The following is a 17421-nucleotide window of genomic DNA, read 5'->3' on the forward strand; positions in this document are numbered from 1 at the left end:
AAATAATAAAAAAGAGAACTTGTCTAGAATGTAAGCGTGTGGTAATATCAAAGGTGTACTGATTGACTATATTATCCAATTGGTCATTTTTGGAGGTGAAGATGTGGCGATAGATCGAAAACGTTCTATTATTGAAGCTGCAACAAAGTCTTTTTCAGCGTTCGGTTATAAAGCAACAACGATGGATCAAGTAGCGAAGTTAGCGAATGTAGGAAAAGGAACGATTTATACTTTTTTCAAAAATAAAGAAGAGCTATTTGGTGAAATTATTTCTAATTTAATTACAGAAATGAAGCAAGTTGCAGAAAGTGCAATTCGTTCAGATGTTTCATTTTTTGAAAATGTACATAGAGCATTATATAGCATCTTGGAATTTAGAAAAGAACATCAGCTCATGATTAAATTAATTCAAGAAGAGCGCGATATGGGAACGAAAGAAGTACAAGAAGTCATGCAACAAGTTGATGTGGAAATCGTTTCTGTTATTCAATCGTATTTAAAGATTGCGATTGAAAAAGGTGAAATTAGCAAATGTGATCCCGAAATTACAGCATTTATTATGCTTCGTCTATATGTATCGCTTATTTTTGATTGGGAAAAAAATCATGAACCGCTAGAAAAAGAAAAAATTGCAGAGTTATTTGAACTTTATTTACTAAAAGGATTGTCAAACTAAGATAATCCTTTTATTATTATAAAAAGTGACCGAATGAACAAAATGGTCATATATTTAATTTAAGGAGGGAAAATAGAAATAGTAATTTCATATTGAATAAAAGTTGCATAGTATAAATTTGGGGATAAGGCATATGTATGAATAAGTATAGCCTTTTTATTTGGGAGAAAATGACCAAATGAACAATTCGGTCATTTAGAAAAGGGGGAGAAATGATGAAATGGAATCAGTTGCTTCGTAAAGAGTTTACTGAAATTATAAAAAGTAAAAAAATATTAATTCCAATTATCGCGGTATTATTCGTACCAATTTTATATGCAGGTATGTTTTTATGGGCCTTTTGGGATCCGTATAAACAGTTAGATGATTTACCAGTTGCGGTAGTCAATTTAGATAAAGGTGCAGTATTTGATGGGAAACCAATTGAGGTCGGAAAAGGGCTCGTTGATAACTTAAAAGATAATACAAGTTTCAAATGGGAATTTGTAAGTGAAAAAGAAGCGAAAAAAGGAATGGAAGGTAGAAAGTATTACATGCTAGTACGCATTCCAAATGACTTCTCAAGTAACGCTACAACGTTATTAAAAGATGATCCAAAACCATTAAACTTAGAATACATTCCAAACGAAAGCTTAAACTTCTTATCTTCACAAATTGGCGGAACAGCAATTGAAAAAATTAAAGGTGAAGTATCAAGTACGTTAACGAAAACATATGCAGAGAAAATGTTTGATTCTATTCAAGACGTCTCAAAAGGATTAGCAGATGGGGCGGAAGGAGCAAATAAACTACACGACGGATCAAGTGAGCTGCATGATGGTTCCAGTAAAGTGACGGATGGCCTTCATACACTTCAAGGGAAGTCTGGAGAGATGAAGGATGGAGCTCAGAAATTAGCAGATGGATCTAATAAGTTAGTAGCTGGATCAGGAAAAGTAACAAGCGGTTTAAATACGTTAAGTAGCAAAACGGGTGAAATGCAAAAAGGAATTAGTGAATTGCGTGATGGATCTGAGAAAGTAACTAACGGTTTGAGCTTATTGGCAAGTAAAACAGGTGAATTAAAAACAGGAACAACTGAACTATCAAATGGCATGGAAAAACTTGCGGGAGGGCAAATTCAATTAGAGAAAGGTTCTCAAGAAATTCAAAAGGGTTTGCAAGAATTAGATAGTAAAGTGAAAATTTCTGCTGCAGGTTTAGAGGAAATGCAGGCGAAAGTTCCTACAATATTAAATAAAGTAAATGAGAAAATAGACGGAGCTGAAAAAAACGTAAATCAGTTAAATGGATTTACTCAATCAACAGCAGGAGATGCCAAAAATGCAGCGCAAGATGTAGCTAATTTACAAAAGCAAATTGAGAGTTTACCAAAAGAATATCAAGAGCAGTTACAACCGTATATAACAAATGCGGCAAAAAGTACAGCGACAGTTCAACAAAAAGTTGCTGTAGTATCGGGTGGAACAAAGCAATTAAACGAAGAAGTAAATCAACTAAAAGGTGAAATAAATCAAAAGGCAAGTGAAATGCAAAACAAACTACCGAATTCAGGTGGGATTAACACTTTAACGGATGGTATTACGAAATTAATGAATGCGCAAAACGAATTTGTAAGTAAGTTTCATGGATTTGGTGAAGGATTAAATAATGCCAAAGTAGGTGCAAATAATTTAAATAAGGCGTCAGATCAATTAATTGATGGAGTAACTCAATTAGCAGATGGTTCAAGCAAAGTAACAGGCGGCTTAGGTACATTATCCGCGGGAGCAAATCAAATGTCAGGAGGAATAACGCAATTAACAGACGGTTCAAGCCAAGTAACAACTGGCTTAGGTACTCTAAATGGTGGCCTAAATCAAATGTCAACAGGCTCAACCCAGCTAATCGACGGCGTAAATAAACTAGCAGATGGATCAGGAAAAGTAACAGATGGCCTCGTGAAAGTAAACGACGGTTCAGGCGAACTTGCTGAGAAACTGGGCGAAGGAGCAGAAAAAACTGGTGAAGTAAAAGGGACGGATAAAACGTATGATATGTTTGCAAGTCCTGTAAAGGTGAAGACGGAGAAAATGGCGGAAGTTCCTAACTACGGAACTGGATTTACACCGTATTTCTTATCACTCGGTTTATTCGTTGGGGCATTACTATTATCAATCGTATATCCATTACGTGATACAGTTGGCGTTCCAAAATCAGGATTTAGTTGGTTTATTAGTAAGTTCGGCGTGTTACTATCAGTCGGTATTATTCAAGCGATAGTAGCAGATGTTATATTACTGTTCGGATTAGGTGTAGAAGTACAAAGTATTCCGTACTTCATACTCTTTAGCATCGTTACAAGTTTAGCGTTTATTGCATTAATTCAATGTTTAGTAACAGCATTCGGTGATGCAGGGCGTTTCATCGCCATCATCACATTAATTATGCAGCTTACAACAAGTGCTGGAACATTCCCGTTAGAGTTAATTCCGAAGTTTTTACAACCATTTAATGCTTGGTTACCGATGACATACTCTGTATCAGGACTGAAAGCAGTCGTATCGAGTGGAGACTTTGACTTCATGTGGCAAAACATAGGAGTGCTCATGATCTTTATCGTTGTATTATCACTTGGAACGATCGCTTCCTTAACTTTGATGCACAAACGACAATTTAAAAATATTGCTGAAAATCAATCGGCTGAAGCGTAAAAAAAGCACCTTTTTGGTGCTTTTTTATTTTAATAGAGGGAATCTTTTCCTTGGTTCATCTATAAATCTTTCTAAAAGCTATAGAAACGAAAGAAAAGGAATTACAACAATTTACAGAGAAACATAGGATAGAGGAGTTGATATGATGAAAGGCAATCTTACTTATTATTTTATCGTAAATCCGCTAATAATCTTTCTTGTTTATGCCCTTTCACCTATGTTGTTTCATAAAGGAAAATATATAAATATAAAAGATGCACTAGGAATAGTTTTAGTTTACTATGTGCTAATTAGTGGGTATTACTTTATGTGTGTTGTAAGTGAAAGAATGAAGAAAAATAATAGGGATAAACAATAAAGTTGTATTATTTAAAAACCGATGGAGGATAAAAAATGACCGAAAGTGAAATGAAATTCCGTGATACGACCATTCGTAACTTTTTCGATAAAGAGGATCGTTTAAAATCGATTCCAGGTCAAAAGAAGAAAAAACTAGTATTGATAGAGCATTTAGTTAGCAAGTTAAATGCTGAAAATCAATATACAGAAAAAGAAATTAATACATTTATAAAACAATATCATGATGATTTTTGTACAATTAGACGTGAATTTATTGTACATAGGTTTATGGATAGAGAGGATAGTATGTACCGTATAAACGGGAGAGAAGTTTGGACGAAGTGGGAGGAGTTAAAATAATGAATCAGCGAGGGGATCCCCGCTGATTATAAGCCTGTGCTAGTCTTGCTGTTTCTTTGTAGTAAGTCTATGAACGCTTCAACATTCGAACTCGTAATGTATCCAAGCGTTATATATTCATCTTCATAGTAAAATATTATTTTTTTGTCAAAGATTCTTCTCTTCGTTTCTATGGATAGAATTTTTTCATAATCAAATTCGGCAATGAATGTGTTTTTATATTGGCTAAAAAAGAGAAGTCTTTGATTAGTAGCAAGTAACATGCCAGGATACGGGACTTTATGCGTAATCATATAGCCAGTAAGTGAACATTTTAAAGTAGATAAAATTTTTTCTTCTTTATGTAATAGTTGTTTTGCATCTGTTAAGATAGGATTCATTCCATATATTCCTTTTATTTTGATTTATGAATATTGTATCAAGAGTAAAAAGATTCTCAATATGTAATATTGCATATTGGACGTTTTATAGTTTTAATATTATTTTTAAAAAGAAAAAGTACGAGGTGATTCAATGATACGGTTAGTAAAAGAGACTGATGCAGAAGCAATTATGAATATTAGAAAAGAAATTATATTATCGGAAACTACTACAAAATTTTTCATAGTATCCCCAAAGAAGTTACCGAATGATAGTAATGCAGAAAGAGAAAAGATACGGAAAAGCAATGAGAAAGGTAATCTCTATATCGTGTATGAAGTAGATAGGAAGGTAGTTGGCTTTTTACTTTTCAACCGATATGAACTAGAACGGTTACAACACGCAGGCACAATGGGAATGGGGATTAAAGAGGCGTATTGTAATCAAGGCATCGGCACGAAATTAATTGAATTTCTTATTAGTTGGGCTAAAGGGCAGAAAGGTTTAGAGAAAATTTGCTTAGGTGTAGTTTCTGTTAATGATCGGGCAATTAAAGTGTACAAACGTATGGGTTTTGTAGAAGAAGGGAGACAACGAAAGCAAATAAAGTATGAAGATGGATCATATGGAGACGATGTATTGATGGGCTTTTATATTGAATAAAGGATATATGGTATTAAGAAAAGGAATGTACCTACCGTAAATGTCTAAAAGCAGTATATTGCCCCTCCATTAACAGACTTTTACCTATGTATAATATTAATATAGTAAAATCATAACAACCGATATTGCAGTTTCCAATAATATACTATATAATCAATTTAAGAAAACGTTTTCATGCAAAGGGGGAGAATTTCGTGTCGACTATAGAGGACGTGGCGAAATTAGCGGGGTTATCAAGGACAACGGTTTCTAGGGTGATTAATAATCATCCATATGTTTCAGATGAGAAGAAAAAAAGGGTTCAATTAGCAATGAAGCATTTAGGCTTTGTTCCTAATTCTGCGGCGAGAAGGCTTCGTAAACAAAAAACGGAAACAATTGCGGTGCTAGTTCCAAGGATTACAAATCCTTTTTTCAGTAGATTTATTGAAGCAATCGAGATTGCAGCTTCTGAACATAAATATAAACTGATTATTTGTCAAACAAGATATTTACCTGAAAAAGAGATGGAGTATTTACAATTATTATCTACGAAACAAGTAGATGGGATTATTCTATGTTCACTAGAAAATCCGTGGGAAGATGTAGAGCCATACTTACAGCACGGTCCAATCGTGTTATGTAATGAATATATTGAGGAAGCAAATATTCCAACAGTGAAGTTTGATCATGCGCAAGGAGCATACATAGCTGCGAAGCATGTGTTAGATCAAGGATATCGCAATCTTATTTTTTGCCGTGGTAACGAAACCAAATTAGTTAGCCAGCAGCGAAAAATGGGCTTTTTACGTGCAATAACTGAGAAGAGCCGCCAAGTAGAAGCGATTGATTTTCTTGAAAACGCTTTCTCTTGGGAGGATGGAAAACGAATATTCCATGAAGTATTAAAGGACAAAAAAAATCCTACCGCGATTTTGGCAGGAGGCGATGAGGTAGCAGCTGGAATTATCTCAGAGGCGAAGCACCATAACTGGAGCATTCCAGATGATCTCGCTGTTATCGGTTTTGATAATCAAATATTATCACAGATTACAGAGCCAGGTATTACGACAATTGAACAGCCAATCGATGAGATGGCCCGAAAAGTTGTCGACCTGATGATGGATAAAATCCATACGAAAAATTATCGACAAAAAGAATTATATGAGTTTGAACTGGAGCTCTTGGTGAAAGGTTCAACGATGAAGAAGGATACGATGTTATTAGCCTAGTAGACTATGTCTGCTAGGTTTTTTTATGTTCATAAACTACTATTCTTCGTGAACGCAGTCATCACATTTGTTATGGTATGCTTCGTGTTGCTCATCAATTTCTTTCCCACAGTGCGCACAAGTTTTCGTCGGTAAATTTCTGAAAAACTCCATTGGTTGATCAATCATGTCAATCCCTCCATTTCCATTTCTTACTATTATTGTATTAGTACAAAAAATAAAAGTCAACAACTGTTTTATAACAAAATTGAAAATTAATGAAAAAGTTTAGGAAATGGATTATAGTTAACAATGTAGAATGTAAGTGAAACATGCATTCCTACTCGGTTTTAGAAAGGATGGATACATATGAAAATGACTGTTGTCGGCTTTTGGGGCGGATTTCCAGAAGCGGGAGAAGCAACGTCGGGGTATTTGTTTGAACACGATGGTTTTCGTTTACTTGTAGACTGTGGTAGTGGTGTACTAGCACAGCTTCAAAAATATATAACACCATCTCATATAGATGCAGTTGTACTGTCACACTATCATCACGATCATGTTGCGGACATTGGGGTATTGCAATATGCGAGATTAATTACGAGTGCAACAACAAGGCAACTACCGGAATTACCAATATACGGTCATACGTTTGACGAGAATGGATTCCATTCTTTAACACATGAACCACATACGAAAGGAATCGCGTACAATCCAGAAGAAACACTTCAAGTTGGACCGTTCTCGATTTCGTTCTTAAAAACTGTTCATCCTGTTACATGCTTTGCGATGCGTATTACAGCTGGAGATGGTGCTGTAGTATACAGCGCTGATTCAAGTTATATTCCTGAATTCATTCCATTCACGAAAGATGCTGATCTTTTCATTTGTGAGTGTAATATGTATGCACATCAAGAGGCTGCAAAAGCAGGGCATATGAATAGTACAGAAGTAGCAAGTATTGCAAAAGATGCGAATGTAAAAGAACTTTTATTAACGCACTTACCGCATACAGGAAACCCATCTAATTTAGTAACAGAAGCAAAACAAATTTTCAGTGGCCATATTACGCTAGCGCATAGTGGCTACGTATGGAACTCATGAGGTGATACGATGTTATTTATTGATAATAAAGGAATTACAGATCCTAGAATAAACTTAGCGATTGAAGAATATTGTGTGAAAAATTTAGATATTAACGAAACATATTTACTGTTCTACATTAACGAACCTTCGATTATCATTGGTAAAAACCAAAACACAGTAGAAGAAATTAATGCAGATTACGTAAAAGAAAAAGGTATTCATGTCGTTCGTCGTCTATCAGGCGGAGGCGCAGTATATCATGATTTAGGAAACTTAAACTTCAGCTTTATCACGAAAGATGATGGAGATAGTTTCAGCAACTTCAAAAAATTCACAGAGCCTGTAACGAAAGCGCTTGGTAAATTAGGTGTAAATGCAGAACTAAGTGGTCGTAACGACATTTTAGCTGAAGGAAGAAAAATTTCAGGTAACGCGCAGTTCTCAACGAAAGGTCGTATGTTCAGTCACGGTACGTTACTATTTGACTCTGAAATCGATCACGTCGTATCAGCACTGAAAGTAAAAATGGATAAGATCCAATCAAAAGGAATTAAATCAATCCGTAGCCGCGTTGCGAACATTACAGAGTTCCTAAACGAAGAAATGACGACAGAAGAGTTTAGACAACTTCTTCTAGAAACAATTTTCGAAGGAGAAACAGAAATCCCAACGTATGAATTAACAGAAGAGGATTGGAAAGAAATCCATAAACTTTCTGAAGAGCGCTACCGCAATTGGGACTGGAACTACGGAAAATCACCGAAGTTCAACTTACAACATTCACACCGCTTCCCAGTTGGACAAGTTGACGTTCGTCTGGAAGTGAAAAAAGGAACAGTAACAGAATGCAAAATTTACGGCGACTTCTTCGGTTCACTAGATGTTCATGATATCGAAGAGCGTCTAACAGGCGTTCAGTTCGATAAAGATACATTCACTGCAGCTTTAGAAGGCGTAGATATCGCACGCTACTTCGGTAACATTACAACTGAAGATTTCTTACATTTATTCTTCTAAAAATGAGGGAGGCTGCCATAACGGGCAGCCTCTTTTTTTGCGTAGATTGTCGCGTTTTTTCGGTAAGTCGATATATTCGAAAAATCGCGGATATAATTTCATTCACCATAAAATCACAGGACATCTGCCTCTTATAAAGGAATATATATATTCAAAAGGAGGCGGATTGATATGAAAAGGGTAATGTACGTTGTATTATTACTCAGCTTTGTCATCGGAATGACAGCGTGTAACAGTGGATCGCCCTCAAGTCGTACAATTTTGTCTATCGGAAAACCAGCGGAGGATAATGTTATATATTTTACGCATACAGATAACAAACGAAAGATACATGATATACAAGACATGTTTCAAAATAAGAAGTGGAAAAGAAATGAAACATTCAGCACTGTTAATAAAACGCCAGATGTCGTCTTATCAATAGATGAAAACAACAAAGGGTTACCGGCATTATATGTTACCGTGTATTTTCATGAAAATGGAGCGGACGTTTTGAATTTGTATGGGGAGTATACGAGCTTAAATAAAGAGGAACTTGAAAATCTTAGAAAAAAGATGAGTGCATATTATCCTAAAATGATTTTTGGTCTAGTGTTATAAATTACTTGTAAATAAAATCCCCTTATTTTTCCAAATTAAACTAAGAGAAGGTGATCTGTCTATATGCAGTTAATAGAATATCACTTGCCACTTTAATTTTCTTTTAATATAATTAATTTAGAATTTTTAAATATTCTAAATTTTATAAAGGTGGGGTTTTTGTGAATCTCGTTCAATCTTTGGCTGAAACGGCAAAAAAGAAGGGGGAAAAACCGGCTTATATATTTATGGATCAGTCGGTCTCATATGACCAATTAAACAAAATGGTCACAAGGTTTTCTAGCAATTTAGCAGAAATGGGCATTGGAAAAGGGGACAATGTCGCATTAGTTGTTGGGAACTCACCACATTTTTTGGTCGGTTTATACGGAACAATGAAAGCCGGAGCAACTGTTATTCCAGTTAATCCAATTTATACAGCAGACGAAATGCATTACATTTTACAAAATGGAGATGTAAAAACAATCATCGTACTCGACGTCCTTCTACCTGTTATACAATCTCTTACAACAAGACTTCCTTCATTAGAAAACATCATCATATGCGAAACCTCATCAGATTTTAACCATACAGAAACCGAAAAAATGAAAACGTTTACTAGTTTTGTGGGGGCTGGAGATTTACAATACGAAGGCCCTGAACTAGATGAAGAGGATGTAGCGGTTATCCTATACACTTCAGGTACAACTGGAAAACCGAAAGGCGCTATGCTCACACATAAAAATTTATATAGTAATGCGAATGATGTTGCGTCTTATTTACAATTTACTGCTGACGATCGCGTCGTTGCGGCACTGCCAATGTTCCATGTATTCTGTTTAACAGTTGCGGTAAATGCACCGATTGTGAACGGAGCAACGATTTTAATGTTACCGAAATTTAGTCCGAAAGAAGTATTCCGTATTTGTCGTACGTACGAACCAACGATCTTTGCTGGCGTACCGACGATGTACAATTATTTATATTTATTTGAAGAAGCAAGCGCAGAAGATGTGAAGACGCTTCGCCTTTGTATTTCCGGTGGTGCATCGATGCCTGTTGCTCTTCTGCAAAACTTTGAAAAACGTTTTAACGTTATTGTTTCAGAAGGATACGGTTTATCAGAAGCATCACCAGTTACTTGTTTCAACCCGCTAGATCGTCCTCGTAAACCAGGATCAATTGGCACAAATATTTGGCATGTAGAAAATAAAATTGTAAATGAACTTGGGGAAGAAGTACCTGTCGGCGCAGTCGGCGAATTAATCGTTCGCGGACCTAACGTTATGAAAGGATACTATAATGCACCAGAAGATACAGCTGCGACATTGAAAGACGGCTGGCTATATACAGGTGACTTAGCGAAAATGGATGAAGAAGGTTACTTCTATATCGTTGATCGTAAAAAAGATATCGTCCTAGTTGGCGGTTATAACGTATATCCTCGTGAAGTAGAAGAAGTATTATATACGCACCAATCAGTAGCTGAAGTTGTTGTAATCGGTGTTCCTGATGAAAACTTAGGAGAAGCTGTGCGAGCGTACGTCGTTTTGAAGCAAGCAAACGTAACAGAAGAAGAACTAATGCATTACTGTACGTTACATTTAGCGAAATATAAAGTGCCGAAAAGCATTGAGTTTTTAATAGAATTACCGAAGAATACGACGGGTAAATTGTTAAGAAGAGCATTGAGAGAGAAAGCGATGCAAGTGTAATGAAGAAAAGGTCCCCTAAAAGATATTTTAGGAGACCTTTTCTTTGTTTATCGTAATAACTTTTTCTCATATGAAATGTAGTAGGAAGTTTGTATATATAATAGCGGAGCGTGTTCAAATAACTATTTGGTACTAGTAGTAATGAAGATATTCTTCCTACTTTCTTACATGAAATTTTTAATTTTGGATATTTGTATCATATGTTTCTGCAACAAACACAAAGTCTACATGCTCTTTATCAATAAAAATACTTGTTTTAGATGGAAGACCTGTTATGGTAGAAACAATATCAACCTCAACAAGGTCAAATCCTACACGATAAGCATCTGCAATTTCAATTCCACCAGTTAGAAAATGCAATCCATCCCCAAATGACTTAAATACAAATACATTTTCTTTCAAACTTTTATTATCCATTTCAATCCATTCTTCGTTAATATAAATCTTAAATGTCGTGCACTTTGGAACACACTCGATGTGATGTATCCCTTTATAACTATTAAGCGAAAACATATAGGTATGAGTTTCTTTAAAGTTAATATCTATCCCGTATTTAAAAGCAAAGGTTTTATATACCATTTCATAAAACAATGGCATTACAATATCATCCCATGCGTCATAGGCAAAAGCATGAATTGGTATTAGATGAGGATATAAACTTACAATCGCTTTTTGAAAATTAAGTAAGATGGTTGTATCTGTAATTTCTTTTAAAGAATCATCTATTTCATGGTCATAATCTTTCGAAATTCTGTTATCAATCATATGAAAAACTCCTTACATAGTCTTCTATATACTACGTTTTTCCGCATCATCAGTTTGTGCCTTCTTCAACTAAATTGCAAGTTTAACCGATGATTCCAAAAAAGCCCTTGTCTTATTTTATCAATTGTTAAATGTATTTATCTTTAAACTTCAATACGAAGATTAAACATGAAGGTGCGGGCGGAAAAGTAACAGAAACAAACTTTGTATATGACCCGATTAACCAATTATTAAATGAAGCACTACCAAACGGAACAACTAAATCATACACATATGATGGATTTGGAAACCGTACAAGTGTGAAAGTTGTAGAGAATGGAAAAGAAACAAAATCTATAGCGGCAACATTCAATGAAGGAAATCAGCTTGTAAAATTCGGAAACGAATCGTTAACGTATGATGCGAATGGCAATCGTACGTCTGATGGAAAGTACAAGTATACATGGAATGAAAATGACCAAATTGTAGCGATTACAAAACAAGGTGAAAGCAATGCATTCGCAACGTATAAATATGATGAGGATAATCGTCGTATTGAAAAGAATGTCAATGGTCAAGTAACACGTTACTTCTATGATGGAGATAGTATCAATCCATTGTATGAAACAGATGGAAGTGGAACTGTACTTCGTCAATATGTATACTCAACAAGTGGCGCGCGTCTAGCGATGAAATCAAAAGGACAAACGTTATACTACCATTACAACCCTCGTGGTGATGTCGTTGCGATGACAGATCAAAATAGAGAAGTTGTAGCAACGTATGAATATGATTCGTGGGGTAACGTACTAAAGAGCGACGTAAAAGGTATCGCCGCAGACAATCCATTTGGATATGCGGGATACATGTATGATAAAGAAATTGGGATGTACTATCTGATTGCGCGTTATTATAATCCGGAGCATGGTGTGTTCTTATCGGTGGATCCTGATCCGGGTGATGAAGATGACCCAATTACCATGAATGGGTATACGTATGGTGATAATAATCCAGTAATGTTGATAGATCCAGATGGTAATATACCTGTTGCTCCACTTGTAATAGCGGGTGCAAGGATGGCTGCCCCTCATATAGCACGTTATGCAGCAAAACAAGCAGCAAAACAAGCAGCAAGAAAAGCGAAAAAAAGAGCTACATTAGCAGCTAATAAAAGAGCAGGAGCAAGGGCTGAGGAACTTGCAAAATCGGCATTAAAGAAAAAGGGATATGATGTATTAGGAAGTCAAGTTAGTGTTCGTACTTCTAAAGGTATTAGAAGGGTTGATCATTTAGTTAGAACACCTCGTGGCAAATTACTGGCGGTAGAAGTTAAAGCTGGTAATGCTAGAGGAACTGCGATGCAGTTAAAAAAGGATAAGCTAATGAGGAAACAGGGAGGAAAGATTATAGGGAAGAATGCCCCTCGTAGATTGAAAGACCAAGTTCGTAAAATACGAACCGTTGTTGTCACCCCTAAGTAAGGAGGATAGTTATTATGAATAAAAAAGAACTAAAATTAAAGTTATTGCAAGGTCTAGGTGAAGCATTAAAAGAAAACGGTTATAAGACTAGAACTACACAACAAGACCTGGTGAAAAAATTTGATAAAGGAAAAATCAGTATACATTTAGCCTTTATCAATCACCCAGAAGATTTTCATGTGACGGTGGATGTGGGAATTCGGTTTGACGAATTAGAAAATATGAAAAATCAATGGGATGAAGGTTTAACAATTAAAGAGAAAAAGGAAACCTATACGATTGGGGTTGAGTTAGGGAATTTAGTCCATAGGGAGCAAAAAAGGTGGCGTGTTGAAAAGGAAGAAGATATTTTACCTGTTACTATGGATATTTTAAAAGAAGTTAAGGAATACTTCATTCCATATATTGATAAGTATGTAGATGTGGAAAATGTATTTGATTTATGTGTAAGAGATGATGATGAGGCTGGATTAATAGGGACAATATTTGATGGGGCTCGAGCAAAAAATGCTATTGGATTAGCCTTGTTATTAAATAAAGAAGAGATGTTAGAACAAATCATTGAGAAAAAGAAAGAGTATTTAAAGACGAGGGATAAATTTGAATTGGAGTTATTTGAAAACTTTCTTTCTAATATGAATCTAGGATAAACAAGGTTAGTTATTCATTTTCGTGAGTATAGTGGGGTTAATTGTTTATATCTGGTTTTTCTGGCTGGAAAAACATTAAACTCTAGATTTTCTATTAATTATAAATATTAGTAGCCCCTAGAAGGAAACATTCGACGTTTTTATGATTAGACATAAACTTCGAATGTAACTTATAGGGGTTTTTATTTACAGGTTTTATAATGCTGGAAAGTCCATATCGAATTTTAGTGCCTGCGAGTGATGATGGTGCACTGTAACCTTGAGCAGTAGCGATAGACTTAGCCTTTAATAGCAAAACCCCCACAGAGTTTAGTCAACTTACCTTTTTAAAGAGTGTATCAAAGAATTATTTATTTTTATAAATTAAATGATTAAGAACCATTATTTCGATTATGAAAAAGAAGTATTATTATAAAATGCTAGAGAGACGCTTTTTATTAATTTAATTTATTTGAGTTCAATTATATTATGTGAAATAGGAGTGAGAATTTTGTTCCAAACGATAATTTACGATAAAGCTAAATATCATTATGAAGGAGATTTCCCACAAGAACTACCGATGGAGCAAGCATTTGTACATACTGGAATGTTCTTAGGTTGGATTATTGATAATAATTTATTTAGTGATGAATTCTTAGAAGAGACTGAAGAGGAAATTAATAAATTTAAGCTTAGAAAAATGACTGGAACTCAAGTTTATATGTTCTGGGATGGGGTTTTAAGCGATGACATGTTAAATGATGAAGGGAATCAATTTGCAATAGATTATTTTGATTTTGAAAAAGGTTTATATTTAGATGATTATGATGATGTATTTTTAGAGTGTGATACATTATATCAAGTGCAAGATACTTGGGAAAATTACTTTAAATTAAAAGAAGTGATTGATATTAGGTATACAGAATGGAAAAAACTTAAAAATAACGGGTAAAGAGGACTTTAAGTAATGGAATATTTTTTGTTCCAAATGAAGGTTTATTATATGCTGTAGAAAAAGGAGAGAAATAATGAAATTCCCAAAAGATGAAGATGGACAAGTATTAAATATGTTATATAAACAAGGTATAGATTTTAATAAAAAACATATAGTAGATTTCTTTATTGCAATTCCTGATCAAGGTAATGGAGAAAAAATAATTGGCAGACTACAAGAGCTGGGCTTAAATTGTGAATTAGATTATAATGAAGAATTTGAAGATTGGACATGTACTTGTTCTAAAGAAATGTTCTTAATTTATGAGGATATTGTAGAGATGCAAAAGGAATTGAATAAACTGGGTGAAGAGTTTGGTGGATATACAGATGGTTGGGGTGCATTTGTGTAATGTTGAATTTATTTATCGTGATAAAATAAATTAGACGGAGTAAAGAAACTATTTACGGAAAGAAGGGCTTATATAAGTTCTTCTTTCTTTGTATATATTAAGATATCTTAGTGATAGAAACGTATATGATATGTGGGCGGGGGGCTATTGGTAAAAGCCCGATTGGTAAGGGCTAATTAAAGTTTCACTTTATATAGGTTTTGAGAGAGTAAGATATAAGATATATTGTTTGTAGTGGAGATCTTGAATGAAGGGAGCGTGTGATAATTGGCAATGACGGATGAACAATTCGAGAATTATCTTGTTATGTGTTATGACAAATTAGAAAGTAAACAGCAAAAATTCATTTCGGATTATAATATCTATAACTTTGATGAGTATTGGTATGATCAAGATCAATGTATATTACAGTTTAAAAAAAATGGTCAAGTATTACTTGAATTTAGTGTTGTTTTTATAGGTTCTTGGTCTGAAAAGAGTAACAGTTGGATGTGGTCTTGGGTTAATGAGAATGTGGCTGATTATGCAAGAAGTAAGTCTAACTGTTTGAAAGATTTACAAAAGATTACAGGAAGTGAGGTTTTTATAAATCCACTTTTTGAATGCGATCAAGAAATGGCGTATGAGCTAGCAGCCTTTTCCATTGAATATTTAGATGCAGAAGGAGTGTATATAGCACCAGGTGAGAGAAGTGATGTATTTATGGCTGTTATGTCACCGCGTGCGTTGTGAGTAAGCATATTAAAAATATAGATAAGGTAGAATGAAAAAGGAGTACAGTTTAATAAATTAATAAAAGGTATCATAGGTCCCTGATGCCATGGTGATAAATTTAAAGGAGTGAATTATATTGCTTGAAGTAAAGTTTTACGATTGGAAAAAAAAACGTCCTAAAAAACATTATTTGCTTGTACATGAAATTAGAATTTTTGAGCTAATTTTCTCAAAGAAAGTTAGCGAGTTTGAGATGGGATTAAGAGAGATTGAAAAAGTAACTGTCTTTTGTTTAGCTAACGAAAACACTGATATTTCATATGAAGTAAATAGAGCTTTGGGTGAAATTCGTATATATGTTCCATATGATTTTATGGACTTTTTAGCATTAAATTCAGTTGAAGAGAAATACAAAGAGTTTTGCAAATTAGTACGCCAATATGTTGTCCCTGGACTTGAAGAAAACTCTACTCTTTCATCATCTGTTGTTAAAGGGTATATAGAGGAATCTTTAGATGAAATTGTGAAGCAAAACTATGAAGGAATATTTTTAGTTGGGAAGACACCTAAGAAAAGCCCAAGCCGTAAGAGGATAGCGATATTAAAAGGAATTCATCGTGTTAAAGGTTTCCAACTACGATGTGAAGTGTATGATGAAAAGGGATTAAAGATTCGAGATCAACTATTGGTGGAAGAAGTAGGAAATGAAATGGTGTATGCAAGATTTTTGGGTACCTTAAAATGGGAAAGTGAAAATCTAATAGTAGTTCAATCTAAATCCAGTAGTTGGAAAGAAGAAATCTATCTTTAATAACAAGGTTGTATAGTAGAAAGAGGGTTGTAGAGCATAAATGAATTTTTTTCGAAAAAATAAATTAAGTGACATTCAGAAAAAATACTATGAACATTTTGGAGAGCCGATTCAATTTGTTAATTATTATAGCCGCGGATCGGTTATGTATTTTCAAACGGATGATAGGCTTTATTATGTTAATTTACTGAATGTATGAGGTGATAAATGTGAATGAACGTCTAAAGAAAATTGCAATGTTAAGAGAAAAGGTAGAGGAAAAGGCTACTAGAGAAAAGTTTTTAATGTTATGTCCGTCTATAAAAGAATTTGAGATTATTAGCGGGAAGAAAATTGCTTCATTAGTAAACTTTTTAATTGATGAAACACCGAATCCTATCAAAGTTATGAGTGAATTAAATGCTGAACAAGTTATCAATGAAATAAAAGAATTTGAACGTGAATTAACTAGTTTATTGTCTAAGAAGATTATTGTATGGTATGCACATGAAAATTGGGACTTTGGTGTGCAATTAGAATTAGAAGATTTCATGTTATATACAAAAGAAGTATTACATTTCATTGGATATGACGATGCTCAAAGAGGATTAATTTATTCTAGCCTTATTGTAGTAGATGAAGCAATGAGAAGTGCTTTTTCTTTTCTAAAGAATGAGTATAATGTCGAGATAGTACTATGGAAAGAAAGCTGAGTGTATTAGAGTGTTTTAAAACAAATTGGATGAATGGTTGAATTTATTATTAGAAGAAGTGGTGCGTGGTTTAGTGTGATAGAAAGAAAAAGAGAGTCTTCAAGGGATATGTATAAGAGAGTAAAGGAGAGGAAATATGTCTTTTTATAAAAAGGAAATAAAAGGGGATAAATTGATTATAAGTGACGAAAGCATTGATATTTTAATGGATGCTTTTCAAAATAAAGGTGAAGAGATGCCTAAAAATATATCATGGAATTTCATAGCGACGGTATTACTCGCGGGATCTTATTATGAATAAGTAAAAAAACGAAGAGTCTAAATAG

The 17421-nt window shown here is 34.4% G+C and carries 21 protein-coding genes and 1 pseudogene; 19 read left to right on the forward strand and 3 right to left on the reverse strand.

Features of this window, described 5'->3' with window-relative positions; all coding sequences use genetic code 11:
• Positions 1–103 precede the first annotated feature (103 nt).
• From AC0ONG_RS04170 to AC0ONG_RS04185, 4 genes are all read left to right on the forward strand, one after another.
• Complete coding sequence (locus AC0ONG_RS04170; protein ID WP_000963381.1) at positions 104–676, forward strand: TetR/AcrR family transcriptional regulator; 573 nt, start codon at positions 104–106, stop codon at positions 674–676.
• Between the two features lie 215 nt (positions 677–891).
• Positions 892–3369 carry a YhgE/Pip domain-containing protein gene (locus tag AC0ONG_RS04175; RefSeq protein ID WP_017762890.1) on the forward strand — a complete coding sequence of 826 codons (2478 nt, stop codon included), beginning with the start codon at positions 892–894 and terminating at the stop codon, positions 3367–3369.
• A gap of 142 nt (positions 3370–3511) precedes the next feature.
• A complete protein-coding gene (locus AC0ONG_RS04180; protein ID WP_474203517.1) occupies positions 3512–3727 on the forward strand; it encodes a hypothetical protein in 216 nt (71 codons plus the stop codon).
• 35 nt (positions 3728–3762) lie between these two features.
• The gene (locus AC0ONG_RS04185) at positions 3763–4068 is read left to right on the forward strand and encodes a DUF2087 domain-containing protein (protein WP_017762892.1); all 306 of its coding nucleotides are present in this window, start codon (positions 3763–3765) and stop codon (positions 4066–4068) included.
• A gap of 26 nt (positions 4069–4094) precedes the next feature.
• Here the strand turns inward: AC0ONG_RS04185 and AC0ONG_RS04190 are convergent, their stop codons facing one another.
• The gene (locus AC0ONG_RS04190) at positions 4095–4448 is read right to left on the reverse strand and encodes a PH domain-containing protein (RefSeq protein ID WP_001068229.1); all 354 of its coding nucleotides are present in this window, start codon (positions 4446–4448) and stop codon (positions 4095–4097) included.
• 133 nt (positions 4449–4581) lie between these two features.
• Between AC0ONG_RS04190 and AC0ONG_RS04195 the strand changes: the two genes are divergently transcribed.
• Together AC0ONG_RS04195 and AC0ONG_RS04200 are read left to right on the forward strand one after the other, a co-directional pair.
• The gene (locus tag AC0ONG_RS04195) at positions 4582–5091 is read left to right on the forward strand and encodes a GNAT family N-acetyltransferase (protein ID WP_000620472.1); all 510 of its coding nucleotides are present in this window, start codon (positions 4582–4584) and stop codon (positions 5089–5091) included.
• A 194-nt stretch (positions 5092–5285) separates the two neighbouring features.
• Positions 5286–6302, forward strand: coding sequence for a LacI family DNA-binding transcriptional regulator (locus AC0ONG_RS04200; protein ID WP_000103710.1), 1017 nt, complete (start codon positions 5286–5288; stop codon positions 6300–6302).
• 39 nt (positions 6303–6341) lie between these two features.
• Here AC0ONG_RS04200 and yhfH read toward each other — a convergent pair whose 3' ends face one another.
• Positions 6342–6470, reverse strand: coding sequence for a protein YhfH (gene yhfH / locus AC0ONG_RS04205; RefSeq protein WP_000567010.1), 129 nt, complete (start codon positions 6468–6470; stop codon positions 6342–6344).
• A 180-nt stretch (positions 6471–6650) separates the two neighbouring features.
• On the opposite strand from yhfH, the gene AC0ONG_RS04210 reads away from it, so the two are divergent.
• The 4 genes from AC0ONG_RS04210 (at position 6651) to AC0ONG_RS04225 (ending at position 10678) form a co-directional block, all read left to right on the forward strand.
• Complete coding sequence (locus AC0ONG_RS04210) at positions 6651–7385, forward strand: MBL fold metallo-hydrolase (RefSeq protein WP_000784692.1); 735 nt, start codon at positions 6651–6653, stop codon at positions 7383–7385.
• 9 nt (positions 7386–7394) lie between these two features.
• Entirely contained in the window at positions 7395–8384 is a 990-nt protein-coding gene (locus AC0ONG_RS04215; RefSeq protein WP_000897261.1) for a lipoate--protein ligase, read from the forward strand.
• A 171-nt stretch (positions 8385–8555) separates the two neighbouring features.
• Positions 8556–8984: a hypothetical protein gene (locus tag AC0ONG_RS04220; protein WP_017762896.1), complete on the forward strand. Its 429-nt coding sequence runs from the start codon at positions 8556–8558 to the stop codon at positions 8982–8984.
• Between the two features lie 161 nt (positions 8985–9145).
• Positions 9146–10678, forward strand: coding sequence for a fatty acid--CoA ligase family protein (locus AC0ONG_RS04225; protein ID WP_001055198.1), 1533 nt, complete (start codon positions 9146–9148; stop codon positions 10676–10678).
• 177 nt (positions 10679–10855) lie between these two features.
• Here the strand turns inward: AC0ONG_RS04225 and AC0ONG_RS04230 are convergent, their stop codons facing one another.
• Complete coding sequence (locus AC0ONG_RS04230) at positions 10856–11443, reverse strand: hypothetical protein (protein ID WP_000566763.1); 588 nt, start codon at positions 11441–11443, stop codon at positions 10856–10858.
• Positions 11444–11598: 155 nt separating this feature from the next.
• Between AC0ONG_RS04230 and AC0ONG_RS04235 the strand changes: the two are divergent.
• From AC0ONG_RS04235 to AC0ONG_RS04275, 9 genes and pseudogenes are all read left to right on the forward strand, one after another.
• Positions 11599–12468: pseudogene (locus AC0ONG_RS04235) on the forward strand (RHS repeat domain-containing protein); the annotation flags it as partial.
• Between the two features lie 30 nt (positions 12469–12498).
• On the forward strand, positions 12499–12903 hold the full coding sequence (locus tag AC0ONG_RS04240) for a nuclease-related domain-containing protein (RefSeq protein WP_420975185.1): 405 nt from the start codon (positions 12499–12501) through the stop codon (positions 12901–12903).
• A gap of 14 nt (positions 12904–12917) precedes the next feature.
• Positions 12918–13553 (forward strand): DUF4304 domain-containing protein, encoded by a 636-nt coding sequence (locus AC0ONG_RS04245; RefSeq protein ID WP_017762899.1) that lies wholly within the window; start codon positions 12918–12920, stop codon positions 13551–13553.
• A 490-nt stretch (positions 13554–14043) separates the two neighbouring features.
• Positions 14044–14484: a DUF7832 domain-containing protein gene (locus AC0ONG_RS04250; protein ID WP_000487868.1), complete on the forward strand. Its 441-nt coding sequence runs from the start codon at positions 14044–14046 to the stop codon at positions 14482–14484.
• A 76-nt stretch (positions 14485–14560) separates the two neighbouring features.
• Entirely contained in the window at positions 14561–14878 is a 318-nt protein-coding gene (locus AC0ONG_RS04255; protein ID WP_000671650.1) for a ribonuclease E inhibitor RraB, read from the forward strand.
• Between the two features lie 267 nt (positions 14879–15145).
• Positions 15146–15610, forward strand: coding sequence for a DUF6882 domain-containing protein (locus AC0ONG_RS04260; protein ID WP_017762900.1), 465 nt, complete (start codon positions 15146–15148; stop codon positions 15608–15610).
• A gap of 118 nt (positions 15611–15728) precedes the next feature.
• Entirely contained in the window at positions 15729–16403 is a 675-nt protein-coding gene (locus AC0ONG_RS04265; protein WP_000895167.1) for a hypothetical protein, read from the forward strand.
• Between the two features lie 209 nt (positions 16404–16612).
• Positions 16613–17095 carry a hypothetical protein gene (locus tag AC0ONG_RS04270; RefSeq protein WP_001005736.1) on the forward strand — a complete coding sequence of 161 codons (483 nt, stop codon included), beginning with the start codon at positions 16613–16615 and terminating at the stop codon, positions 17093–17095.
• A 136-nt stretch (positions 17096–17231) separates the two neighbouring features.
• The gene (locus AC0ONG_RS04275) at positions 17232–17396 is read left to right on the forward strand and encodes a hypothetical protein (RefSeq protein ID WP_000011711.1); all 165 of its coding nucleotides are present in this window, start codon (positions 17232–17234) and stop codon (positions 17394–17396) included.
• Positions 17397–17421: the final 25 nt, after the last annotated feature.

Source organism: Bacillus sp. TCT6 (assembly GCF_056033845.1).